The sequence below is a fragment of the Cutibacterium avidum 44067 genome, from assembly GCF_000367205.1.
Classification (GTDB): domain Bacteria; phylum Actinomycetota; class Actinomycetes; order Propionibacteriales; family Propionibacteriaceae; genus Cutibacterium; species Cutibacterium avidum.
The window spans coordinates 733,088-754,591 of the sequence record NC_021064.1; the positions used below are offsets into that span (position 1 = coordinate 733,088).

Here is a 21,504-nt window from a genome sequence, read left to right on the forward strand (position 1 = left end):
ACGATAGCCACCGGTAGGTTGGAGCGGTGGCAACGTTCATAGACATCGACGATCCGGCCGATTCGCGCCTGGCCGACTACGTCAGCTTGCGCGACGTCAACTTGCGAAAGTCCTTGGAGGCTGAGCAAGGGCTCTTCATCGCGGAGGGGGCCAAGGTCATCCGGCGCGCTTGTGAGGCGGGGTACCCGCCCAGATCATTCCTGCTGGCTCCTCGCTGGATCGACGGTCTGCGCGATCTCTTCGACGACCTTGACGTCGAGGTCTACGTCGTCTCCGAGGCCCTGGCCGAGCAGGTGACCGGTTTCCACGTCCACCGTGGTGCTCTGGCGTCGATGTGTCGACAGACCCGCTGGAGCGCCGCCGATCTCACGGATGCTCGCCGGTTGGTGGTGTGCGAGGACATCGTGGACCACACCAATGTCGGCGCGATCATCCGGTGCGCCGCAGGCATCGGGTGGGACGGTGTCCTGTTGGCCCCCCGCGCCGCCGATCCGCTCTACCGTCGAGCCATCAAGACGTCGATGGGAACCGTCTTCCAGCTGCCCTGGGCCAGGCTCGAGGACTGGTCAGGTGGTCTCGACGAGCTGCGAAACCATGGCTTCACGGTGGCGGCAATGGCCCTGAGTGACGACTCGGTCACCCTGGACGGATTCTCCGCGGACCTGCGAGCCAAACCTCGGAAGGTTGCCCTGCTCATGGGCACCGAGGGGGCGGGTCTGTCGGCTCACTGGATCAGTCAGGCCGACGTCGTGGTGCGTATCCCGATGGCCGGAGGAGTTGACTCCCTCAACGTCGCAGCAGCCGCAGCGGTGGCTTGCTACGAGTTGCGGGACGTCACGCCCTCACGAATCAACCCTTCGGGGTGAGCGGCCAGTCGTCGGGGTAGAGATGGGCCACCTTGTCGTGCTGCTCGTCGAGCTTGCGACGTGAACGCTTGGACAGCCGATCCCCGAAGACGACGCCGTTGCAGTGGTCGGTCTCGTGCTGCAGACAGCGGGCGAAGAAACCGGTTCCGGTGACGGTGATGTCGTTGCCCCAGGGATCCTGGCCGGTACAGGTGGCCAGGTCGGGGCGGGCCAGGGACTGGAATCCGCCGGGCCAGGAGAGGCAGCCTTCGTCAGCAGCCTCGAGGCGACGATCGCGTCCCTCCGGCAGGGTGACGACCGGGTTGCAGAAGGCACCGTGGTGGACGATGCTGTCGGAGTCCGGGCAGATGTAGACGAACAGAGACAGGTCAACCCCCACCTGGGTTGCGGCCAGACCCACACCGTCGGCGGCGTCCATGGTGGTGAACATGTCACGAATGAGGGTCGTCAGGTCCTCGTCGAACTCGGTGACGGAGCGGGTCTGGGCGTGGAGAACAGGCTCCCCCCACCGGGTGACCCGGCGCAGGGACCCACCTTTGAACAGATCCTCCCAACGGGGGTCGTCATTGGGGGTGTGCTTGCGCATGGCTGATCTCCTGAGGTTGATGAATGTCCGGGGGTGATTGTCTCACGAGTGGGCAGGTGCCCGTGATCACCCGATGGTTGGGCCAACGAGCACCCGCATGACCCCGGGTTGGTCAATGGTGGTTTCGACCTGCCACTCGCCGGTCTGGTCGTCGCGGCAATGAACCGCGATGTGGCCCTCTTCCGGCAGTGCGGCCCAGACTCGGGTGCCGCTTTGCGTAGTCACGGTGATGTCACGCGGATTGGCCCCAGTGCTGTCGAATTCGTCAACCAGTTCGAGTCGTCCGAACCGGCCTTCCAACACCCCGACACTTCCCACCAGACGGTTGGCGACGAAGTGTTGGCCATCCGGGGAGGACACGATTGCAGACGGCTGGGCAGGTGCTTGGGAGAGATGGCCTCTCCGAGTAGGAACCTTTGACCAGCGCGATGACGGCGTCTCGGTGACGAATCGCCATTCTCGAGCCCACATGTCGTGTCCGGTGGGCCGGGACCAAGTGCTGACCGTTCCGGACAATTCTCCGGCGACGGTCAGGATCTGCTTGCGGCCGTTCTCGGTGAGGGTGAGGTGACGAGGGCCCATACCGGCAGGGGTCTTGAGAGAGCCAATGATCTCAGGACCAGCCTCGCTCCAGCGCAGGAAACAGACACGGTCGGCCCCCAGGTCGGTGACGGCGAGGTGAGCGCGATCCAACCAGGTCACCTGGTGGGCGTGAGGCCCTTCCTGACGGTCAGGCAGCGGGCCGGGGAAGGTGCGGTCCTTGCCCAGATCCAGGACGTGACGAACCATCGGCCGGGTCAGGTCCGACAGATCCACGAACTCAACCTGGCCGGAGGCGTAGTCGGCGATCGCCATGAGTCGACCGGTGGGATCGACGGCACCGTGACAGGGCGATTGGCCTTCCAGCTCGATGGTTCCGACAACCTGGAACTGGCGTCCGGGGTGGACGAGCCACAGGGTGTTGTCACGTTCGCAGAGCACGGCGACCACGTTGTACAGCGGTGTCGCCCAGGACGCGTCCCCGAGCTGGCAGCTACCGACGATCTCGGTGTGGATCCCGTCGGAATCATCGGTCAGCTGCCACGCGGTGATACCTCCGACCGAGACATCGGTGGTGCGATGGCAGGCAAGAACTGGGGTGACAGCCATGATTGGCAGCCTACTCACGATGAGCCTTCCACAAGGCCACATGATGCAGGACGGGGATTATCCACAAGCAATGACATCCAATGTCATGTGGTTGTCCACAGGACAGAAAATGATGGCGGATTTCGCGGGCTCGGACGACAACTGAAGATGTGAGGAGATCTGTCTGTATCAGTGTGTTGATCATCGTCATCGGGACGTGCCTGTTGGTTTTTCCTGCCCCTACGCGCAGCGTTGCGGCGCCGTCCGCGAAAGCTCTGTCGTGGCGAGCCCGACCGATGGGTGACCTTGGCGTGCCGGCCCGGAGGCGTCCTCCCGTGCCCGGTCGCGTCGTCAAGGGGTTCGATCCTCCGGCCAAGCCGTGGTTGCCCGGTAGCCGTGGGGTGGAGTTCGCGGCATCGCCGGGGGAGCCGGTGAGGACCGTCACCGCTGGGGTCGTCGTCTTCGCCGGACAGGTCGCCGGCACTGGGGCGGTCAGCATCATGTTGCCCGACGGACGGCGGACCACCCACATGCCGGTGGTTCCTGTCGTGGCAGTCGGTGACGTCGTCATTCCCGGTCAGGTCATTGGGCTGGTGGGCGTGGGACCGCCATGTTCCCGGACTTGTCTGCACTGGGGACTCAAGAAAGGAACCGAGTATCAGAATCCGATGACCCTGTTGGACACCGGGGTACGTCTCCTGCCAATGCAGGGGCGAGCTCGGGTGGTGTCGGTCAGACGGGGCCTTCGCCATCCCTTGGAGCTTCCCGGCGCGAAACCTCGTATGAGGTCTGCCGGCACGTTGATGCCGCCATGGCTGGGAGCCGGTCGTGATGGGGTGATCCTCGTCGACGAGCAGGTGGCTCGGGCCGTGGCCCGGAAGGGGTCACGCCCTGGGGTGAGCCTGACGAAAAGCCGTCCGTAGTCTCTCGGTGGACACGTGTGTGTAGATCTGAGTGGTGGCCAGTGACTCATGTCCCAGCATGTCCTGGACGGTTCGTAGGTCAGCTCCGCCCTCCAGAAGGTGCGTCGCCATGGCGTGACGCAGTCCGTGGGGCCCCAGGTCGGGGGAGTCCGGCTCGGCTCGCAGATGGGTGTGAACGATGCGTCTCACCACTCGTTGGTCGATCCGACCACCACGGGTGCCGAGGAAGAGTGCTCTTCCAGAGGTGGGGCAGACCCATTCCTGACGACGCCCCAGCCATTCGTCGACAGCGCGCAGCGCGGGCCCTCCCATCGGCACGGTGCGTTGCTTGTTTCCCTTGCCGGTCACTCGTACTGTCTGGCGAGAGTGGTCGACGTCACCCAAGTCCAGGCCACACAGCTCACCGACGCGCAGGCCACCTCCGTAGAGCACTTCCAGGATGGCGGCATCACGGGCACCCTGCGGTGACTCATCGCTGCGCGCCTTGGCAATCGCATCGTCAAGAATGTGGCGCGCCTGTTCGACGCTAAGGGTGGCCGGCAGACGTTTTGGAACCTTGGCCGAGGACAGGGCGGCCGTCGGGTCTCCGTCGATGAGCCCCTCGTTGGATGCCCATCGGAAGAAGACCCGCGCCGCTGACCAGCGGCGCTGCATGGTGGCCGCCGTTGCGCCAGCCAGCCTGGTGTCGGCCAGCCAGGCCCGCACGCGGGCTGTATCGATGTGTCCGATCGAGTTGACGCCGTGGTCGTGCACGTGCTCCATGAGGTCGGTGAGGTCAGCTCGGTAGCCACGAATGGTGTTGGGGGAGCGATGCAGGGTTGCGAGATGATCGGAGAAGTCCTCGATGGGCACCGAGAGCGCACTCGGAAGGCGCGGGGAGTCAGGGCGAGGATTCATCCTTCCCACTGTGGCCTGCCGCTGTCGGGATGGCGAGGTGGACACGCGGAGAGGAATGGTGATCTGAGAGGGAGGAGCACAGCTACGAGGAGGACGCCGGCGATTGGCTTGATCACCACTTCATGTCATAAACTGGCCGGGCAGTCCGGACTCTTTCGGGCTGACTTCGCATGCATCGACGTCATCGACACCGGACGTCCACGGTCCTGCCACGGCAGGCGGGCGAACGGTGATGCATCAGGAGGTGACGCAATCCCGCGTCGCCGCACAACCGTTTGGCACACCCGTGGTGTGCCCTGATGAGGAAGGACACGGTCATGGCCGTCGTCACCACTCGCCAGCTCCTCGAGAGCGGCGTTCACTTCGGACACCAGACCCGTCGCTGGAACCCGAAGATGAAGCGTTTCATCTTCACCGAGCGCAACGGCATCTACATCATCGACCTGCACCAGTCGTTGACCTACATCGACAAGGCTTACGCCTTCGTCAAGGAGACTGTCGCCAAGGGTGGCCAGATTCTCTTCGTCGGCACCAAGAAGCAGGCTCAGGAGTCCATCGTCGAGCAGGCCAGCCGCGTTGGCATGCCCTACGTCAACCAGCGTTGGCTCGGCGGAATGCTCACTAACTTCCAGACCATCTCGAAGCGCATCGCCCGACTCAAGGAGCTCGAGGCCATGGACTTCGACAAGGTCTCCGGCTCCGGTCTGACGAAGAAGGAGCTGCTCATGCTCTCCCGTGAGAAGGACAAGCTGGCCAAGGACCTCGGTGGCATCCGCGACATGCCGAAGACTCCTCAGGCTATCTGGGTTGTCGACACCAAGAAGGAGCACCTCGCCATCGACGAGGCTCGCAAGCTCAAGATCCCGGTTGTCGCCATCCTCGACACGAACTGCGACCCGGACGAGGTCGACTACCCGATCCCGGGCAATGACGACGCCATCCGTTCGGTGTCCCTGCTGACCCGCATCATCGCCGACGCCGTCGCCGAGGGCCTCATGGCTCGCTCCTCCGGCAAGTCCGGTGACCAGGCTGCCGAGGCTGAGCCCATGCCTGACTGGGAGCGTGAGCTCCTCCAGGGGGGCGACGCCAAGGCTGAGAACAAGACCGAGGCCAAGGCCGAGGAGCCGAAGGCCGACGCCCCCAAGGCCGACGAGGCCGAGAAGTCCAACTGAAGTTCGCCCACGTCTAGACAGGACTGAGATTACCCATGGCTATCACTGCTGCTGAGGTCAAGAAGCTGCGCGACGTCACCGGCGCCGGCATGATGGACGCCAAGAAGGCACTCACGGAGGCCGACGGCGACTTCGACAAGGCCGTTGACATCCTGCGCGTTTCCGGCGCCGCCAAGGCTGCCAAGCGTTCCGACCGCGAGGCCAGCAACGGCCTGGTCGCCGCTGCCGGTACTTCTCTGGTGCACATCGGCTCCGAGACCGACTTCGTCGCCAAGAACGAGGAGTTCATCGCCACTGCCAAGGAGATCGCCGAGGCCGTCGAGAAGGCTGGAGCCGACTCCAAGGACGCGGCCAACGCCGCCACCCTGGACGACGGCACCACCATCGCCGACAAGCTCGGTGAGCTCGCCGCCAAGATCGGCGAGAAGATCGAGCTCGCCAACGCCGCCCACGTCGACGGCAACGCCCACGTCTACCTTCACCGTCGTTCCCAGGACCTGCCCCCGCAGGTCGGCGTGATGGTCGAGTACGAGGGTGACGACAAGGAGGCCGTGCACGGCGTCTGCCTGCAGATCGCCGCCATGAACCCGCGCTGGCTGTCTCGTGACGAGGTCCCCGCCGACGTCGTCGAGCACGAGCGCACCGTCGCCGGTGACATCGCCCGCGAGGAGGGCAAGCCCGAGAAGATCATCGACCGCATCGTCGAAGGTCGTCTCAACGGCTTCTACAAGGAGAACTGCCTGCTCGACCAGCCGGCCATCTCCGACGACAAGATGTCCGTCGCCCAGACCCTTGAGGCCGCTGACGTCACCATCAAGCGCTTCGTGCGCTTCTCCGCTGGAGAGTGACTCCTTCCCGGTGTGAACCGGGGATGACTGACACGAACGGTCCCACCACGTGGTGGGACCGTTCGTCGTTCTCGGACTCGAGGGTTCGCTGGAGTTCAGGGGTCCCGGGCCATCCATGACGGGATCCCCGGGTAGTGAATGCCGGTCAAGACCACGGTGAACTGCGGCGGTAGCCATCCTCGGGCTAAGCTGAAGTGACGCATCCCGCGTCAATGTCCGCCGACCAGGAGAGATGATGCCAGAGCGCTACAACCGAGTTCTTCTCAAATTGTCCGGAGAGGTTTTCGGAGGGGGAGGAATCGGTGTCGACGCCGATGTCGTGGCCGCCAAGGCCCGCGAGATCGCCGATATCGCCAACAGCGGCGTCCAGGTGGCCGTCGTCGTCGGAGGTGGGAACTTCTTCCGTGGAGCTGAGCTTCAGCAACGCGGCATGCAGCGTGACCGCGCTGATTACATGGGCATGCTCGGCACTGTCATGAACTGCCTCGCCCTGCAGGATTTCTGTGAGAAGGCCGGAGTCGACACCCGCGTCCAGACCGCCATCACCATGGGCCAGGTCGCCGAACCGTACATTCCCCGCAAGGCTGAGCGTCACATGGAGAAGGGACGAGTTGTCATCTTCGGCGCTGGGTCTGGGATGCCGTACTTCTCGACCGACACCGTTGCCGCCCAGCGAGCCCTCGAGATCGGCGCGGATGCCCTGCTCATGGGCAAGCAGGGGGTGGACGGCGTCTATGACAGCGATCCCAAGACCAACCCGAACGCCCACAAGTTCGATGAACTGACCTACGACGAGTTCCTGTCACGTGACCTCAAGGTCGCCGACGCCACCGCCGTCGCCATGGCCAGGGACAACGATCTGACGATGATCTTCTTCAACCTCGAGACCCCGGGCAACATCGCCCGTGTCATCAATGGTGAGGAGATCGGCACCACCGTCCATCGCTGAACCATCGAAGACATACCAAGGAAGGACTACACAGTGAGCGACATCATCAAGGACGCCGAGAAGAAGATGGGGTCAGCGGTCGACCATGCCCGCGAGGAGTTCGCGGCCATTCGCACCGGACGTGCCAATCCCGCCATGTTCAACAAGATCATGGTCGATTACTACGGCGCCCCCACCCCCCTGCAGCAGCTCGCCAGCTTCCAGGTTCCGGAGGCTCGCACCGTCCTCATCGCCCCGTTCGACAAGAGCTGCGTCAACGAGGTCGAGAAGGCCGTCCGCGACTCGGATCTGGGGGTCAACCCCTCCAACGACGGCAACGTCGTGCGTTGTGTCCTGCCGGCCCTCACCGAGGAGCGCCGCAAGGAATACATCAAGATGGCCAAGGCGAAGGCTGAGGAAGGCCGTATCGCCGTCCGCAACGTCCGTCGCGCAAGCAACGACATCGTCAAGAAGCAGGAGAAGGACAAGGAGATCTCCGAGGACGAGATGACTCGTCTGGAGAAGGAGCTCGACCAGGTCACACGCAAGTACGTCGAACAGATCGACGAGCTCCTGAAGTCCAAGGAGAGCGAGCTCCTCGAGATCTGATCGGATTCAGGATGGACAACTCGCAGCAGAAGGCCACGGCCACACGTACCCCACGTGCTGGCCGTGATCTTCCTGCCGCCATCACCACGGGTGTGGTGCTGTGCGGGGCCGTCATCGGCACCGTCGGGTGGTGGCACTGGGGGTTCGTCCTGCTGATGGCCCTTGCTCTGGTGGCCGGAGCCATCGAGCTTCATCGAGCAATGGCTCGGCTGGGCATGGATTCTGCAGTTGTGCCGATCTGTGTTGGCACCGTGATGATGGTCGTCGGGGCCTACGCGGCCTCGACGATGGACCTCCACATCCTGCCCAACACCTTCCTCATTGCCACCCTCGGGGCGACGACGGTCGCGGCGATGGCATGGCGTCTGCCGCGCGGTTCCGACGGATTCGTCGAGGATGTCGCAGCGAGTCTGTTCACCATCGCCTACCTGCCGCTGTTGGGCTGCTTCGTCCCACTCATGATGGGAGACGACGGAGGCAGTCGGCGCATCGCCACCTGGATCCTCAGTGTCGTCGCCTCCGACACTGGCGGCTATGCCATCGGGGTGCTTTTCGGCAAGCATAAGATGGCCCCGATGATCAGCCCCAAGAAGAGCTGGGAGGGATTCGCCGGATCCGTCATCACGGCGGCCCTCGTCGGATGGGCCTGTCTGGGCGGCCTGCTCTCAGCTCCGGCATGGGCCGGTTTGCTCCTCGGCGTGGTTCTCGCGTTCACTGGGACTGCGGGAGATCTCGTCGAGTCGATGATCAAACGCGATGCCGGTATCAAGGACATGTCGAACTTTCTGCCCGGCCACGGTGGAGTGATGGACCGGCTGGACTCGGTGCTGTTCTCAGCACCCTTCGCATGGCTCGTCATGTCCCTGGTGCTGTGACCGTAGTCGCGGGGTCACTCCGCTATGAGCTTGACCAAGGTCCGATGATGTACTATTTACTGAGTAGTAGCTATTAGATATAGATGGGGGCGGAGATGGACATTATTATCATGGTCCTCATCGCCGTGTTGGTGCTGACAATGATACTACGTGGTGTCAGGAAGTCGGTATTCATTGTTTCCGTCATGGTCATCGCAGCGCTTTGCGTGATTCTGTTGTCGCTGCATGCGACGAGTGATCTGGGGCTGTCATGGTAAGGAACGACGACATCGAAGTCGAAAGTCAAACGGTGTCAGATGCGGAACGAATCCCGACTGGAGCAGGGCGGGTGTTTCCTACCGTGGGCTTCTGGGGAGCGAACCTCTTCCTGCTGGCCTACATTGGGGTTCTAGCGGGTGGATTCATCGTGCAATTCGGGTTGCATGAATACCCATGTCCACTGTGCATGCTTCAGAGGTATTCGATGATGCTTGCTTCTTTGGGGCCTCTTTACATCATTGTACGCACTCGGCGCGGGTCCGTGATGATGGCTGATTTTTGCCTGGGCTATGGCGTATCGATCCTCTCGGCGGTCCTTGGCGCAGCGGAATCGGCACGTCACATCCTGTTGCATATTCAGCCCGGGGATCCTGGGTATGGTTCCAAAGCTTTCGGGTTGAGCACCTACACTTGGGCCTTCATCACCTTTGCCATCGTCATAACATTCTGTGGCGTCATGATGATCTTCGCTCCGTGGCTTACCCCTCGTGGTGTCAAGGCCCACGCCATATCCGCTGTCATCATGTGGCTATTTGCCCTCATCGTCGTGGCGAACCTCGCCATGATCGTCTTTCTTGAGGGATTCCACTTCCTCCTGCCCGGTGATCCGGCCTGCTACGAGCTGGTGCAGAACTGTTCGCCGAGATGACGTCGCGGAACCGTACTTAGCAGACGTCGACTCGTGTGGTCGGATGGTGGGAGCTGGGGATAATGGGGGCATGATGTCATCGACCGGAAGTCCCGTCAGCACGTCAGGTCTTGTTCTCCCCTCCACGCCGCTCGCCGAGCCGGGCAAGGAAGTGCCACTCGTGGTGAATACCCCGAGTCGTGCGAAACCTCCTCTTCACTGGATCGATCTGAGCGTCGAGGAGAGGGTGCAGGCAGTCAAGGATCTCGGTCTGCCGGCCTTCCGCGCGCGCCAGATTTCCACCCACGTCTTCGACCGTTGGGAGGTTGACCCCACCGAGTGGACCGACCTGCCCAAGTCAGCCCGTCAGGAAGTCGCCGACGCCTGGTTCCCGACCCTGTTGACCCAGGTCTCCCGGCAGTCCTGCGACCGTGGCATGACCGTGAAGACTCTGTGGCGGCTACATGGCGGGGCGCTGGTGGAGTCGGTTCTCATGCATTACCCAGCCACCCGTCATTCTGCGGCTCGCACCACCTTGTGCATCTCCTCCCAGGCCGGCTGCGGCATGGCCTGCCCGTTCTGCGCGACCGGGCAGGGCGGTATCCAGCGCAACATGTCCACCGCTGAGATCGTGAGCCAGGTGCTGGCGGCCAACCGTCTCATCGAGGCTGGAGAGGTTCCCGGGGCCAGCGGCCGGGTTCACAACATCGTCTTCATGGGTATGGGCGAGCCGATGGCCAATTACCGTTCGGTGCTCACTGCGATTCGCACCTTGACCGCTGAGGGGCCCGACGGGGTTGGCATGAGTGCCCGGGCCCTGACGATCTCTACCGTTGGTCTCGTGCCGCGTATCAAGGCGCTGACTGAGGAGGGGATACCCGTCACCCTGGCCGTCTCCCTGCATGCCCCCGACGATGAGTTGCGTGATGAACTCATCCCGGTCAACCGTCGTTGGAAGGTCGACGAGCTCCTCGATGCAGCCTGGCAGTACGCCGAGAAGACCAAGCGTCGGGTCTCGATCGAGTACGCCCTCATGAAGGACATCAACGACCAGGCTGACCGGGCCGCCGTGCTGGCTCGCCAGATCCGTCGTCGTGGCGACTGGACCTGGGCTCACGTCAACCTCATCCCGCTCAACCCGACCCCGGGTTCGCGCTGGACGGCGTCACGCCCGGAGGATCAGGACGCCTTTGTCGAGACCCTGGAGCGCTGGAAGATTCCGGTCACGGTGCGCGACACCCGAGGCTCCGAAATTGATGGCGCATGTGGTCAGTTGGCTGCTGTGGGACGCTCGGAAGGTTTGGGCAACTAGTCCATTGGGCGAGCCAGGGGGATGGCTCGGGGCGATGTGGTGCGAAAATCATCCGAAGGACGTCTGCACATGAAGGAGGTCGCTGGATGGACAGCCAGCTCGAGGACGCCTACGAGGCAGTGCTGAAGCGCAATTCGGGAGAGGCCGAGTTCCACCAGGCCGTGCGGGAGATCTTCGAGTCCCTCGGCCCGGTGCTCGAGAAGAACCCGCAGTACGTCGAGGCAGCAGTCCTGTCGCGTATCTGCGAACCGGAGCGTCAGATCATCTTCCGGGTCCCGTGGGTCGATGACAAGGGCAAGGTGCGCATCAACCGTGGCTTCCGTGTCGAGTACTCGTCGGTACTGGGGCCGTACAAGGGCGGACTGCGATTCCACCCCTCGGTGTACCTGGGAACCATCAAGTTCCTCGGTTTCGAGCAGGTCTTCAAGAATGCGCTGACCGGTATGCCGATTGGTGGTGCCAAGGGCGGCTCGGACTTCGATCCGCACGACGCCTCCGAAGGTGAGGTCATGAGGTTCTGCCAGTCGTTCATGACCGAGCTCTACCGCCATCTCGGTGAGCACACCGACGTCCCTGCCGGTGACATCGGCGTTGGTGGCCGTGAGATTGGTTTCCTCTTCGGCCAGTACAAGCGGATCACCAACCGTCACGAGTCCGGGGTTCTCACCGGAAAGGGACTCACCTGGGGTGGTTCCTTGGTGCGCACCGAGGCCACCGGCTACGGTGCGGTCTTCTTCGTCCAGCGCATGCTGGCGACCAATGGGAGGTCCTTGGACGGCCTGCGAGTCACCGTCTCCGGGTCGGGCAACGTCGCCATATACGCCATCGAGAAGGCCCAGGACCTCGGTGCGACCGTCGTCGCGTGCTCGGACTCCAACGGGTACGTCGTGGATGAGAAGGGGATTGACGTCGCCCTGCTCAAGCAGGTCAAGGAGGTCGAGCGGGCACGCATCAGCGAGTACGCCGCTCGCCGCGACTCGGCCACCTTCCGCACGGACGGCTCGATCTGGGACACCACGGTTGACGTAGCCCTGCCCTGCGCGACCCAGAACGAGCTCAACGGTCAGGCGGCCGCCACGCTCATCCGGAATGGTGTGGTTGCCGTGGCCGAAGGTGCCAACATGCCATGTACCCCCGAGGCTGTGCACGCCTTCCATGACGCCGGTGTCCTCTTCGCTCCCGGCAAGGCCTCCAATGCTGGTGGTGTGGCCACCTCGGCCCTGGAGATGCAGCAAAATGCCGCGCGCGACTCCTGGGACTTCGACGCCACAGAGGCCCGCCTGCAGCAGATCATGGCTGACATCCATGATCGCTGCATTGAGACAGCTGACGCCTATGGCCACCCAGGCGACTATGTCATGGGTGCCAACATCGCCGGATTCACCAAGGTGGCGGACGCCGTCATCGCGATGGGTGTCGTCTGAGCTCCTCCATCCCACCTGGTCCGCCGCCGGTGGCAGCGAGATGATGGACGTCAGCAAGGGTGGCACACTCGGTCAGATTGGCCCCTTCACGAGTCCGGACGGATCCGGTGCTGTCTGCTCCGGCTGCTCGACCATCTCGATCTCGATGTGGGACGGGCTCATCGATGCGGCTCTGGGTGGACCAAACCAAACAGACCGCGGGGATCGAGGGGGACACAATCCCACTGGATCGTCGTGGAACCCGGCGACATCCGCACAGTCAGGCCGTGGGGACTGGAGATGACGTCAAGTTTCGCGATGAAGGTCTCGCCCTGCCAACCACCGCTTGCCGCGATGTCTATGGAACCCTCACCGACACGGCAGTGACACGTCAGCCACTCGTCATGGCCGACGACGAGGTCGAGGGCGGCGTCGAAGATGCCGAACTGGGGTTGGGCGCAGTGCCAGGACATCGCCCAGCCGTCACCGTCACCGCGAGGGGACACGACAATGTGAGAACCATCGACGATTCCCTGCACCGAGCGCGCCGGGTCGAACTTCCCGGAGACCGTGGGCAGGGTGCGGACAATTTCCTCGGGCTTGGGATCGATCCCCTCCACCAGCGCCGGAACGAGATGATCCCAGACGATCTGCAGAATCGCCTGTTTGTCCCCGGGGCCCTCGCCGACCTCATTGGTCATGACGACGACAGCGTCGACCTCGGGGATGACGAGGGCGAACTGGCCGAAGGCGCCGTCAAGACGGTAGCCGTGGCTCGAGATCCAGGTCTGCCAGCCATAACCCAGTCCCCACTCGGGGCCGGTGAGGCCATCGGATCCGACATGCTTGACGCGGTGCTGCTCGATCCATTCCCGGGGGAGCAGACGCTTGCCGTCATGGATGCCGTCGTCGAGGAGGAGCTGGGCGAACCGACCCATGTCCTCGGCGTCGATGTGCAGGCCACTGAACCCCAACGGAATGCCATCCATGTCGCCGGCCCAGCTGTGTGGCCCACAACCCAGCGGTTCCAGTACCTCTCGGGTGATGATGGCGTCGACATCCACCCCGGTGTGTCGACGCACGATCCGAGAGAGCAGCCAGGTGCCGAGATTGTTGTAGGCGAAGTCGGCCCCGGGACGTCCGGCAGGTTCGGTCGCCAACCACAGCTGAGCGGTCTCGGTGCTGGGAATTCGCAGTACGCCCAGGGGAGGCTCGGTGAGTTGTTCGGGGGAGTGGCCACTCGCCATCGCCAGGACGTCACGGACCCTGATGGATCTGGCTATCGGGCCGGTCTCACCGGTGCAGGAGGTGGGCAACAGGTTGGCCAGGGTGTCGTCGTACCCGAAGGCGCCACGGTCCACTGCGATGCCGACGGCAGCAGAGGTGAAGGTCTTCGAGCAGGAATAGACGAGGCCGGGGACGTCGGGGCTCCAGGGTGCCCAGCGACGCCGCCCGACGACCTGTCCGTGCTGACGGACGATGAGTCGATGGGGGTGGGCCCCGGCTTCTTCGAGGGCATCCGCGGTGATGTCGAGGACACTGTCGATCATGAATCCACTGTAGGGCCGCTGACCAGGGCATTGAGACGACGATTGAACGGATTCTCCCTCGAATCGGCCCTTCGGAATGGTCGTGACAGACTGGCAGGGTGAAGAAGGTCATCATTCTCGGCTCCACTGGATCGATCGGAACGCAGACCCTGGAGGTCATTGCGTCACGCCGTGACCAATTCGAGGTCGCCGGCATATCGGCAGGTGGTTCAGACGTTGGCCTGCTGGCCCAGCAGGTACTCGACTTCTCCATTCCCGTGGTGGCGATCGCACGGGAGGACGCAGCCGAGGAACTCATGAGAGCACTGGCTGTCCAGGCCGGGTCCCGCGATGTCCCGGTGCCCGATCCTCAGATCCTGGCTGGTCCGGAGGCTTCGACTCAGCTGGCCGGGATGCCCGCTGACGTCGTCTGCAATGCCATCACCGGAGCTGCCGGTCTGCGCCCGACCCTGGCAACCCTTGCTGCCGGGACGACCCTGGCCCTGGCCAACAAGGAGTCCCTGGTCATCGGTGGCAGGCTCGTCACTCAGGCGGCCGCTCCCGGACAGATCGTCGCGGTCGACTCGGAGCACTCCGCCTTTGCCCAGTGTCTGCGCGGAGGTGGACGCAATGAGGTGCGCCGTCTCGTCCTGACGGCCTCCGGTGGTCCGTTCCGCGGCCGTGACAGGGAGTCCCTGGCTGACGTCACCGCCTCCGACGCCATGAAGCACCCCACCTGGAACATGGGCCGCGTCATCACGATCAACTCCTCGACCTTGGTCAACAAGGGCTTGGAACTGCTCGAGGCCGCCCTGCTCTATGACGTCGACCTCGACGACATCACCGTCGTCGTCCATCCCCAGTCCGTCGTCCACTCCATGGTGGAGTTCTGGGACGGTGCCACCATCGCCCAGGCATCTCCACCCGACATGAGGCTGCCGATCGCCCTGGGTCTGTCGTGGCCCGATCGCATCCCTGACGCCGCGGCTGGTTGTGACTGGTCGACGGCCACCCAGTGGACCTTTGAGCCGCTGGACAACGAGACCTTCGGGGCTGTCGAACTGGCGCGTTGCTCGGGTAAGGCGTCCGGCACCGCTCCGGCCGTCTTCAATGCCGCCAACGAGTCCTGTGTCGACGCCTTCTGCGAGGGCCGCATCGGATTCCTCGACATCACTGACACCATCGCCACCGTCCTCGACGAGCATCTGTCCGGTGACGGCAATGGCGCGCCTGGCGCTCGTCACATCGGTGACGAAGCCCTCAGCCTCGACGCCGTGCTGGCGGCCGACTCGTGGGGCCGCCGCCGCGCCGCCGAGCTGTGCGCACGGGGACGCGGCCAGTGACCGTACTGGTCGAGGTGCTGGCGGGGATCCTCTTCTTCGCCCTCATCATCCTTTCGGTTCTGCTGCACGAGTGTGGCCACTTCATCCCGGCCAAGATCTTCGGGGTCAAGGTCACCGAGTTCTTCGCCGGATTCGGGCCCAAGATGTGGTCGGTCGAACGCGGCGAGACCGAGTACGGGTTCAAGTGGATACCGCTCGGCGGCTACGTGCGCCTGGTCGGGATGTATCCCGCCGAGGTGCATCACCGTCATGCCAACAAGCTGACGAAGCTGGCCGACGAGGCCAGGGCGGCCGAGGCCGAGGAGATCACTGACGCGGACTGCGGACGTCTCTTCAGCGACAAGCCCGTCTGGCAGCGTCTCATCATCATGAGTGGCGGAATCCTCACCAACCTGCTGCTGGCCTTCCTGTTGTTCTGGGGAGTGTTCGGCATCTACGGCCGGCCCGCCGAGACGACCACGGTGGCCGCGGTGACTCCGTGTGTCCAGATGGCCAGGACACAGGAGTGCTCGTCGGACGACCCGCCGGCCCCGGCAGCGAGAGCCGGGCTGCAGCCGGGGGACCGCATTGTCTCCTTCAACGGCGAACAGGTCGAGTCCTGGTCCCAGTTGCAAGAACTCATCCGTGACAACGGGGACGGGGGAGTCCGTCTGGAGGTGGAGCGGGACGGTCACCCGGTGGCTCTGAAACCGACTCGGACCATCCTCAATGAGATGCCAGACATCAACAACCCTGGCCGCAGCGTCAAGGTGGGATATCTGGGATTCAGCCCGACGATGGTGATCGTTCATTCCGGGCCGGGGGACACCGTCTCCCAGATGTGGGTGATGTCGCAGCAGTCGTTGAGCGCCCTGGCCAGACTCCCCGTGCTGACCTGGAATGTCGCCTCCGACATGGTCACCGGCAAGACTCGTGATGTCAACAGCCCGATGAGCATCGTGGGAGCGTCGCGAGTTGCCGGAGACATCGCAGGCAATGGGCAACTGACTTTCGGGGACAAGGTTGCCTCGGGAACGAGCTTGCTCGGTGGCCTCAATCTCTTCCTCTTCTGGTTCAACGTGGTGCCCCTGCCACCCATGGATGGCGGACATATCGCCGGAGCCATCTACGAGGCGTGCAAACGGCGGATCTTCCGGCTTGCGGGAAAGCCTGATCCGGGCCCGGCCGATACCGCGATGATGCTGCCCGTGGCATGGGTCATCGGCGTCCTCATGCTTGCCATGGGGCTCATCCTCGTCGTCGCTGACGTCGTTTCCCCAGTCAAGATCTTCTGACTCTCCGGCAATCCTGTGAATTAGCCGTGAGATGCCGGGTTGCCACGGAATGATGGGGGAAAGTTCGGTGAATTGTCGGTGACAACCGTTTCTGCCGTCGTATCTACCGTGGCAAGGTGGCGCGCGAACGTTCCCTGCCACGAGATGGGATTTCTCATGACCACAATGTCCAGACGCGTCCTGGCAGGCCTCTCTGCATTGTCGTGCGGCGCCGCCACTGTCGTCGCGGTCCAGCCGGCCCATGCCGATCCGACAGCAGCCAGCCACGTCGTCATCAATGAGGTCTACGGAGGTGGCGGTAACTCCGGTGCCACCTGGACCCACGACTTCGTCGAATTGCTCAACCCCACCTCCACGGACGTCTCCGTCAAGGGGTGGAAGCTGGAATACCTCACTGGCAAGGGCAAGGTGGCCAACACCTGCAGCCTGACCGGCACCGTCAAGGCTGGTGGCCACTTCCTGGTCCAGGAGGCCAGGGGAGACAGCGGCAGCAAGGCCCTCCCGACTCCCGACGCCGAGTGCTCGGCATTCATGAGTGCCACCAAGGGTTCGGTACGTATTACTGACGCATCTGGGGCCACCGTTGACCTGGTTGGTTATGGTGCTGCATCGGTGGCTGAGAAGAAGGCAGCTCCCGCTCCGTCGAACACCACCTCGATCGAGCGTCGTCATGGTGCCGACACCGACGACAACTCGGTTGACTTCGAGGTCGGAGATCCTACTCCGACGAATTCTGGTTCGGCCCCGGCACCCACCCCGGCCCCGGCACCCACCCCGGCGCCGACGCCCACCCCGACTCCCGTCCCGGACCCGACCGAGACCCCGATTTCCACGATCCAGGGCAATGGCCCGGCCAGCCCACTGGTCGACAAGACCGTCACCACGGTGGGCGTCGTCACCGCTGCCTATCCGACCGGCGGATTCAACGGCATCTACATCCAGACCCCGGGAACCGGTGGCACCCCGAAGAAGGCCACGGACGCCTCGGACGGTGTCTTCGTGTACTCGAAGTGGGCCGCCGCCAACGTCAAGGTCGGCGACTGCGTGACCGTCAAGGGCACCGTCATGGAGTACAACGACCTCACCGAGATCGGTGGCAGCACCCGAGTCGACCGCAAGTCCGGTTGCGCCCCCGTCAAGGCCACTGAGCTGACCTCCCTGCCGGCCACTGACGCTGACCGGGAAGCCTACGAGGGCATGCTCGTCAAGCCCACCAGCGGCTACACCGTCACCAACAATTACGGCCTCAATCAGTACGGCCAGATTGGCCTGGCCGATGGCGACAAGCCCCTCTACCAAGGCACCGAGATTGCCCTTCCGGGCAAGCATGCCGAGGCCGTCGAGGCTGCCAACAAGGACAAGTACATCAACCTTGACGACGGTTCGTCATGGAACTTCATGACGAACGCCGACGCCAAGAACTCCCCGCTGCCATACCTGTCCCAGGACACCCCGATACGCACCGGCACCCACGTCGACTTCACCTCGCTGGTCATCATGGACCAGCGGTTCGGCTGGAACTTCCAGCCCACCGGTCAGGTCGTCGGCGCGGACTCCAAGCTCTCCCCGATCAAGGTCGGCAACAACCGCCCGACCACCCCGCCGGCGGTCGGCGGCAACGTCAAGCTGGCCAGCTTCAACGTACTGAGCTACTTCACCGACCTGGGCCAGGACGAGCCGAACTGCAAGGCCTATGTTGATCGTGACGGCAACCCGGTCTCGGCAAACTACTGCCTGGTGCGTGGCGCCTACACCCCGAAGACCTTCGCCGACCAGCAGGCCAAGATTGTCACCGCGATCAACGGTCTGGGTGCCGATGTCGTCTCCCTCGAGGAGGTCGAGAACTCCGCTCAGATCACCTGGCATCCGGGACAGTCCCGCGACGCCTCCCTGGCCAATCTTGTTGCCGCCCTCAACAAGGCCGCCGGTGAGAAGGTGTGGGCCTTCGTGCCCAGCCCGACCGTCGTTCCGCCGAACGAGGACGTCATCCGCTCGGCCTTCATCTACAAGATCGGCAAGGTCTCCCCGGTTGGCGCCTCGCAGATCTTGACCGACCCGGCCTTCGCCAATGCCCGTCAGCCGCTGGCCCAGCGCTTCCAGCCGGAGGGTTCCAGGCGAACCTTCGTGGCGGTCGTCAACCACTTCAAGTCCAAGGGCTCGGGTGAGGACGACGGCACCGGCCAGGGCAAGTCGAACCCCAGCCGCGTCTCCCAGGCCAAGGCTCTGACAGAATGGGTGAACGCGACCTTCAAGGATGACCCGGTCTTCATGCTCGGTGATTTCAACGCCTACGCCATGGAAGATCCGATTCGCGCCATCAAGGACGCCGGATTCAGCGAGGTCGTCGAGGAACACGATCCGGGTGCTGCCAGCTACCAGTACTCCGGCCGTGTTGGTTCGCTCGACCACATCTTCACCAATGCCAAGGCCCATGAGCTGGTCTCCGGTGCCGGTATCTGGGACATCAATGGCTCCGAGTCGGTGGCCATGCAGTACTCGCGTCGTAACTACAACGTGACTGACTTCTACACCACCAGCCAGTTCGGTGCCTCGGACCATTCCCCGGCACTGGTCGGCTTCTCGATGCAGGCTCCGTCCCCGACTCCGTCGATGACGCCGACGACTGCCCCTGTGACGACTGTCCCGACGGCGACTCCGTCGGTGACCGTCCCGGCACCGACCACTGCCCCCAGCACGACGGTCGCCCCGGCTCCCGAGTATGTGCCGGGACCCCGCCCCGGTCTGCCTCACACCGGAGTCTGACGAACCCTCGCAGCACCCGCCCCGTCACCACGACGGGGCGGGTGCTCGCTGTCAGCGTCACCACACTGGTGGACGTAGGTGACACAATGGAAATGACAATCCACGATTTCAGGAGTGACACGTCAATGACCGTGAACCTGGGTATGCCCACCCCTCCCGTTCCGACCCTGGCGCCGCGTCGCAAGACGCACCAGATCAAGGTGGGAGATGTGCTGGTCGGTGGGGATGCACCCATTTCGGTGCAGTCCATGACGACAACCAAGACTCATGACATCGGTGCCACCCTGCAGCAGATCGCCGCCCTGACCGCGGCCGGCTGCGACATCGTCCGCGTCGCCTGCCCGACCGACAAGGACGCCGAGGCGCTGCCGATCATCGCCAAGCAATCCCAGATCCCGGTGATCGCCGACATCCACTTCCAGCCCAAGTACGTCTTCCAGGCGATTGAGGCCGGCTGCGGTGCGGTGCGCGTCAACCCGGGCAACATTCGCAAGTTCGACGACCAGATCGAGGCGATCTGCAAGTCTGCCACCGAGCACGGCACCAGCATCCGCATCGGCGTCAATGCTGGCTCCCTCGACAAGCGTCTGCTCGACAAGTACGGCGCCCCGACTGCCGAGGCCATGGTGGAATCGGCGCTGTGGGAGGCGAGCCTCTTCGAGCAGTACGGGTTCCGCGACTTCAAGATCTCGGTCAAGCACCACGACCCTGTCGTCATGATCCGCGCCTATCAACAGCTCGCCGAGAAGTGCGACTACCCGCTGCACCTGGGGGTCACCGAAGCCGGACCCGCCTTCCAGGGCACCATCAAGTCCGCGGTCGCCTTCGGGCACCTGCTCGCCGAGGGCATCGGTGACACCATCCGCGTCTCGCTGTCGGCCGACCCGGTCGAGGAGGTCAAGGTCGGCATCAAGATCCTGGAGTCCCTCAACCTGCGCCCCCGCGGCCTGGAGATCGTCTCCTGCCCCTCCTGCGGACGCTGCCAGGTCGATGTCCTGTCCCTGGCCAACGACGTCACTGACGCTCTCGAGGGAATCGACGCCCCGCTGCGCGTGGCCGTCATGGGATGTGTCGTCAACGGTCTGGGCGAGGGTCGTGAGGCCGACCTTGGTGTTGCTGCCGGCAATGGCAAGGGCAAGATCTTCAAGCACGGCGAGGTCATCCGTACCGTCCCCGAGAGCGAGATCGTCCAGACCCTCGTCGACGAGGCGAACCGGATGGCCGAGACCATGAACGAGACCGGGGAACCGGAAGTCGCGGTCTCCTGACGTGTTCACCAGGATCAGGGTCCTCGACGACACCGACGTTGGTCAGGTCACTGAATTCCTGCAGCAGGACCCGGTGGGAAATCTTTTTCTCTTGTCGCGCATCCAGGCCAACGGCTTGGATCGCGGCAGGCTCGGGTGCCCTGTCGTCGGGGTGGTGCATTCCCGAGAATTGCAGGGGGTGCTCCATCTGGGCGCCAACGTCGTACCGGTGGCCTCCGACGAGTCAACGATCGAGGAGCTGTCCTCCAAAGTTGGTCCGTGGCGGACGTCCTCGTCCATGATGGGCCGTTCCGCTCCGGTGATGGCTCTGCAACGCATCCTGTCGCAGCGCTACCCGCGCGCCTGGGGGAGACCCCGCGAGGTCCGTGCCAGCCAGCCGTTGTTGGAGCTGCAGGAACCGTCCCGCGTCGCTCCAGATCCCCGTGTCACGGCTGCGACGATGGGTCATTTCCAGGCCTATTTCCAGGCTGCGGTGGCGATGTACACCGAGGAGGTCGGCGTCAGTCCGATCGAAAGCTCCGGCGGGTACATGCGACACATGCGCGCTCTCGTCCAGAAGGGACACTGCTTTGCCATTGTCGATGACGACGGAACCGTGCGATGGAAGTCGGACATCGGCGTTGGCTGGCGGTCGCACTGTCAGATTCAGGGAGTCTGGCTGGATCCGGCGTGGCGAGGCAAGGGCCTTGCGGATGCTGCCATGACTGCCGTGGCACACCTGTGCCAGCGACGCTACGAGTCGGTGTCCCTCTACGTCAATGACTTCAACATCCGAGCCCTGGCGATGTATGACACCGTCGGTTTCCGTCAGGTGGGAGAAATGGCCACCGTGCTTTACTGAGGGCCCGCTGCTACCAGGGTGTAAAAGCGGATGAACAGGGTCAGCGTTCATGT

At 63.7% G+C, this 21,504-nt stretch carries 20 protein-coding genes; 16 read left to right on the top strand and 4 right to left on the bottom strand.

What is annotated here, in order from left to right; genetic code table 11:
* The first annotated feature begins 26 nt into the window (after nucleotides 1-26).
* Nucleotides 27-866: a TrmH family RNA methyltransferase gene (locus PALO_RS03380; RefSeq protein WP_015582420.1), complete on the top strand. Its 840-nt coding sequence runs from the start codon at nucleotides 27-29 to the stop codon at nucleotides 864-866.
* Here PALO_RS03380 and def read toward each other — a convergent pair.
* Nucleotides 850-1,452 (bottom strand): peptide deformylase, encoded by a 603-nt coding sequence (gene def, locus PALO_RS03385; protein ID WP_015582421.1) that lies wholly within the window; start codon nucleotides 1,450-1,452, stop codon nucleotides 850-852. The two genes, PALO_RS03380 and def, sit on opposite strands and share 17 nt — an antisense overlap.
* 66 nt (nucleotides 1,453-1,518) lie before the next feature.
* On the bottom strand, nucleotides 1,519-2,601 hold the full coding sequence (locus PALO_RS03390) for a lactonase family protein (RefSeq protein ID WP_015582422.1): 1,083 nt from the start codon (nucleotides 2,599-2,601) through the stop codon (nucleotides 1,519-1,521).
* A gap of 19 nt (nucleotides 2,602-2,620) precedes the next feature.
* Here PALO_RS03390 and PALO_RS12975 point away from each other — a divergent pair, with 19 nt between their 5' ends.
* Both PALO_RS12975 and PALO_RS03395 read left to right on the top strand, forming a co-directional pair.
* A complete protein-coding gene (locus tag PALO_RS12975) occupies nucleotides 2,621-2,746 on the top strand; it encodes a hypothetical protein (protein ID WP_259902909.1) in 126 nt (41 codons plus the stop codon).
* 4 nt (nucleotides 2,747-2,750) lie between these two features.
* Nucleotides 2,751-3,503: a M23 family metallopeptidase gene (locus tag PALO_RS03395; protein WP_051048689.1), complete on the top strand. Its 753-nt coding sequence runs from the start codon at nucleotides 2,751-2,753 to the stop codon at nucleotides 3,501-3,503.
* Here PALO_RS03395 and PALO_RS03400 read toward each other — a convergent pair.
* The gene (locus PALO_RS03400) at nucleotides 3,465-4,400 is read right to left on the bottom strand and encodes a tyrosine recombinase XerC (protein WP_015582424.1); all 936 of its coding nucleotides are present in this window, start codon (nucleotides 4,398-4,400) and stop codon (nucleotides 3,465-3,467) included. The genes PALO_RS03395 and PALO_RS03400 overlap by 39 nt on opposite strands.
* Nucleotides 4,401-4,717: 317 nt before the next feature.
* Between PALO_RS03400 and rpsB the strand changes: the two genes are divergently transcribed.
* The 8 genes from rpsB to gdhA all read left to right on the top strand — a co-directional run bounded on the left by rpsB (nucleotide 4,718) and on the right by gdhA (nucleotide 12,454).
* Nucleotides 4,718-5,572 carry a 30S ribosomal protein S2 gene (rpsB, locus tag PALO_RS03405; RefSeq protein WP_015582425.1) on the top strand — a complete coding sequence of 285 codons (855 nt, stop codon included), beginning with the start codon at nucleotides 4,718-4,720 and terminating at the stop codon, nucleotides 5,570-5,572.
* A 35-nt stretch (nucleotides 5,573-5,607) separates the two neighbouring features.
* Entirely contained in the window at nucleotides 5,608-6,420 is an 813-nt protein-coding gene (tsf, locus tag PALO_RS03410; RefSeq protein ID WP_015582426.1) for a translation elongation factor Ts, read from the top strand.
* Between the two features lie 232 nt (nucleotides 6,421-6,652).
* The gene (gene pyrH, locus PALO_RS03415; RefSeq protein WP_004808709.1) at nucleotides 6,653-7,369 is read left to right on the top strand and encodes a UMP kinase; all 717 of its coding nucleotides are present in this window, start codon (nucleotides 6,653-6,655) and stop codon (nucleotides 7,367-7,369) included.
* 33 nt (nucleotides 7,370-7,402) lie between these two features.
* Nucleotides 7,403-7,957, top strand: a complete 555-nt coding sequence (frr, locus tag PALO_RS03420; protein ID WP_004808708.1) for a ribosome recycling factor — start codon at nucleotides 7,403-7,405, stop codon at nucleotides 7,955-7,957.
* Between the two features lie 11 nt (nucleotides 7,958-7,968).
* On the top strand, nucleotides 7,969-8,832 hold the full coding sequence (locus PALO_RS03425) for a phosphatidate cytidylyltransferase (RefSeq protein ID WP_004808707.1): 864 nt from the start codon (nucleotides 7,969-7,971) through the stop codon (nucleotides 8,830-8,832).
* Nucleotides 8,833-9,082: 250 nt separating this feature from the next.
* The gene (locus PALO_RS03435; RefSeq protein WP_021107600.1) at nucleotides 9,083-9,739 is read left to right on the top strand and encodes a disulfide bond formation protein B; all 657 of its coding nucleotides are present in this window, start codon (nucleotides 9,083-9,085) and stop codon (nucleotides 9,737-9,739) included.
* A 73-nt stretch (nucleotides 9,740-9,812) separates the two neighbouring features.
* On the top strand, nucleotides 9,813-11,030 hold the full coding sequence (gene rlmN / locus PALO_RS03440; protein ID WP_036910518.1) for a dual-specificity RNA methyltransferase RlmN: 1,218 nt from the start codon (nucleotides 9,813-9,815) through the stop codon (nucleotides 11,028-11,030).
* A gap of 86 nt (nucleotides 11,031-11,116) precedes the next feature.
* Nucleotides 11,117-12,454 (top strand): NADP-specific glutamate dehydrogenase, encoded by a 1,338-nt coding sequence (gdhA, locus tag PALO_RS03445; RefSeq protein ID WP_015582430.1) that lies wholly within the window; start codon nucleotides 11,117-11,119, stop codon nucleotides 12,452-12,454.
* 158 nt (nucleotides 12,455-12,612) lie between these two features.
* Here gdhA and PALO_RS03450 read toward each other — a convergent pair whose 3' ends face one another.
* Nucleotides 12,613-13,983: a serine hydrolase domain-containing protein gene (locus PALO_RS03450; protein WP_004808702.1), complete on the bottom strand. Its 1,371-nt coding sequence runs from the start codon at nucleotides 13,981-13,983 to the stop codon at nucleotides 12,613-12,615.
* A 98-nt stretch (nucleotides 13,984-14,081) separates the two neighbouring features.
* On the opposite strand from PALO_RS03450, the gene dxr reads away from it, so the two are divergent.
* From dxr to PALO_RS03475, 5 genes are all read left to right on the top strand, one after another.
* The gene (dxr, locus tag PALO_RS03455) at nucleotides 14,082-15,305 is read left to right on the top strand and encodes a 1-deoxy-D-xylulose-5-phosphate reductoisomerase (protein WP_015582431.1); all 1,224 of its coding nucleotides are present in this window, start codon (nucleotides 14,082-14,084) and stop codon (nucleotides 15,303-15,305) included.
* Nucleotides 15,302-16,579 carry a M50 family metallopeptidase gene (locus PALO_RS03460; RefSeq protein WP_015582432.1) on the top strand — a complete coding sequence of 426 codons (1,278 nt, stop codon included), beginning with the start codon at nucleotides 15,302-15,304 and terminating at the stop codon, nucleotides 16,577-16,579. Before dxr ends, PALO_RS03460 begins: the two co-directional genes overlap by 4 nt.
* 156 nt (nucleotides 16,580-16,735) lie before the next feature.
* Nucleotides 16,736-19,342 (top strand): ExeM/NucH family extracellular endonuclease, encoded by a 2,607-nt coding sequence (locus tag PALO_RS03465; RefSeq protein ID WP_015582433.1) that lies wholly within the window; start codon nucleotides 16,736-16,738, stop codon nucleotides 19,340-19,342.
* A gap of 86 nt (nucleotides 19,343-19,428) precedes the next feature.
* Nucleotides 19,429-20,610 (top strand): flavodoxin-dependent (E)-4-hydroxy-3-methylbut-2-enyl-diphosphate synthase, encoded by a 1,182-nt coding sequence (gene ispG, locus PALO_RS03470; RefSeq protein WP_036910520.1) that lies wholly within the window; start codon nucleotides 19,429-19,431, stop codon nucleotides 20,608-20,610.
* 1 nt (nucleotide 20,611) lies between these two features.
* On the top strand, nucleotides 20,612-21,451 hold the full coding sequence (locus PALO_RS03475) for a GNAT family N-acetyltransferase (RefSeq protein ID WP_004808697.1): 840 nt from the start codon (nucleotides 20,612-20,614) through the stop codon (nucleotides 21,449-21,451).
* Nucleotides 21,452-21,504 lie beyond the last annotated feature (53 nt).

Excerpts from the sequence above, each read along its gene's own strand:
- PALO_RS03465 (WP_015582433.1), top strand. The coding sequence starts at position 16,736 with ATGACCACAATGTCCAGACGCGTCCTGGCAGGCCTCTCTGCATTGTCG.
- PALO_RS03390 (WP_015582422.1), bottom strand. The coding sequence starts at position 2,601 with ATGGCTGTCACCCCAGTTCTTGCCTGCCATCGCACCACCGATGTCTCG.
- PALO_RS03400 (WP_015582424.1), bottom strand. The coding sequence starts at position 4,400 with ATGAATCCTCGCCCTGACTCCCCGCGCCTTCCGAGTGCGCTCTCGGTG.
- ispG (WP_036910520.1), top strand. The coding sequence starts at position 19,429 with ATGGAAATGACAATCCACGATTTCAGGAGTGACACGTCAATGACCGTG.
- tsf (WP_015582426.1), top strand. The coding sequence starts at position 5,608 with ATGGCTATCACTGCTGCTGAGGTCAAGAAGCTGCGCGACGTCACCGGC.
- PALO_RS03450 (WP_004808702.1), bottom strand. The coding sequence starts at position 13,983 with ATGATCGACAGTGTCCTCGACATCACCGCGGATGCCCTCGAAGAAGCC.
- def (WP_015582421.1), bottom strand. The coding sequence starts at position 1,452 with ATGCGCAAGCACACCCCCAATGACGACCCCCGTTGGGAGGATCTGTTC.
- pyrH (WP_004808709.1), top strand. The coding sequence starts at position 6,653 with ATGATGCCAGAGCGCTACAACCGAGTTCTTCTCAAATTGTCCGGAGAG.
- PALO_RS03435 (WP_021107600.1), top strand. The coding sequence starts at position 9,083 with ATGGTAAGGAACGACGACATCGAAGTCGAAAGTCAAACGGTGTCAGAT.
- PALO_RS12975 (WP_259902909.1), top strand. The coding sequence starts at position 2,621 with ATGAGCCTTCCACAAGGCCACATGATGCAGGACGGGGATTATCCACAA.
- rlmN (WP_036910518.1), top strand. The coding sequence starts at position 9,813 with ATGTCATCGACCGGAAGTCCCGTCAGCACGTCAGGTCTTGTTCTCCCC.
- gdhA (WP_015582430.1), top strand. The coding sequence starts at position 11,117 with ATGGACAGCCAGCTCGAGGACGCCTACGAGGCAGTGCTGAAGCGCAAT.
- rpsB (WP_015582425.1), top strand. The coding sequence starts at position 4,718 with ATGGCCGTCGTCACCACTCGCCAGCTCCTCGAGAGCGGCGTTCACTTC.
- PALO_RS03425 (WP_004808707.1), top strand. The coding sequence starts at position 7,969 with ATGGACAACTCGCAGCAGAAGGCCACGGCCACACGTACCCCACGTGCT.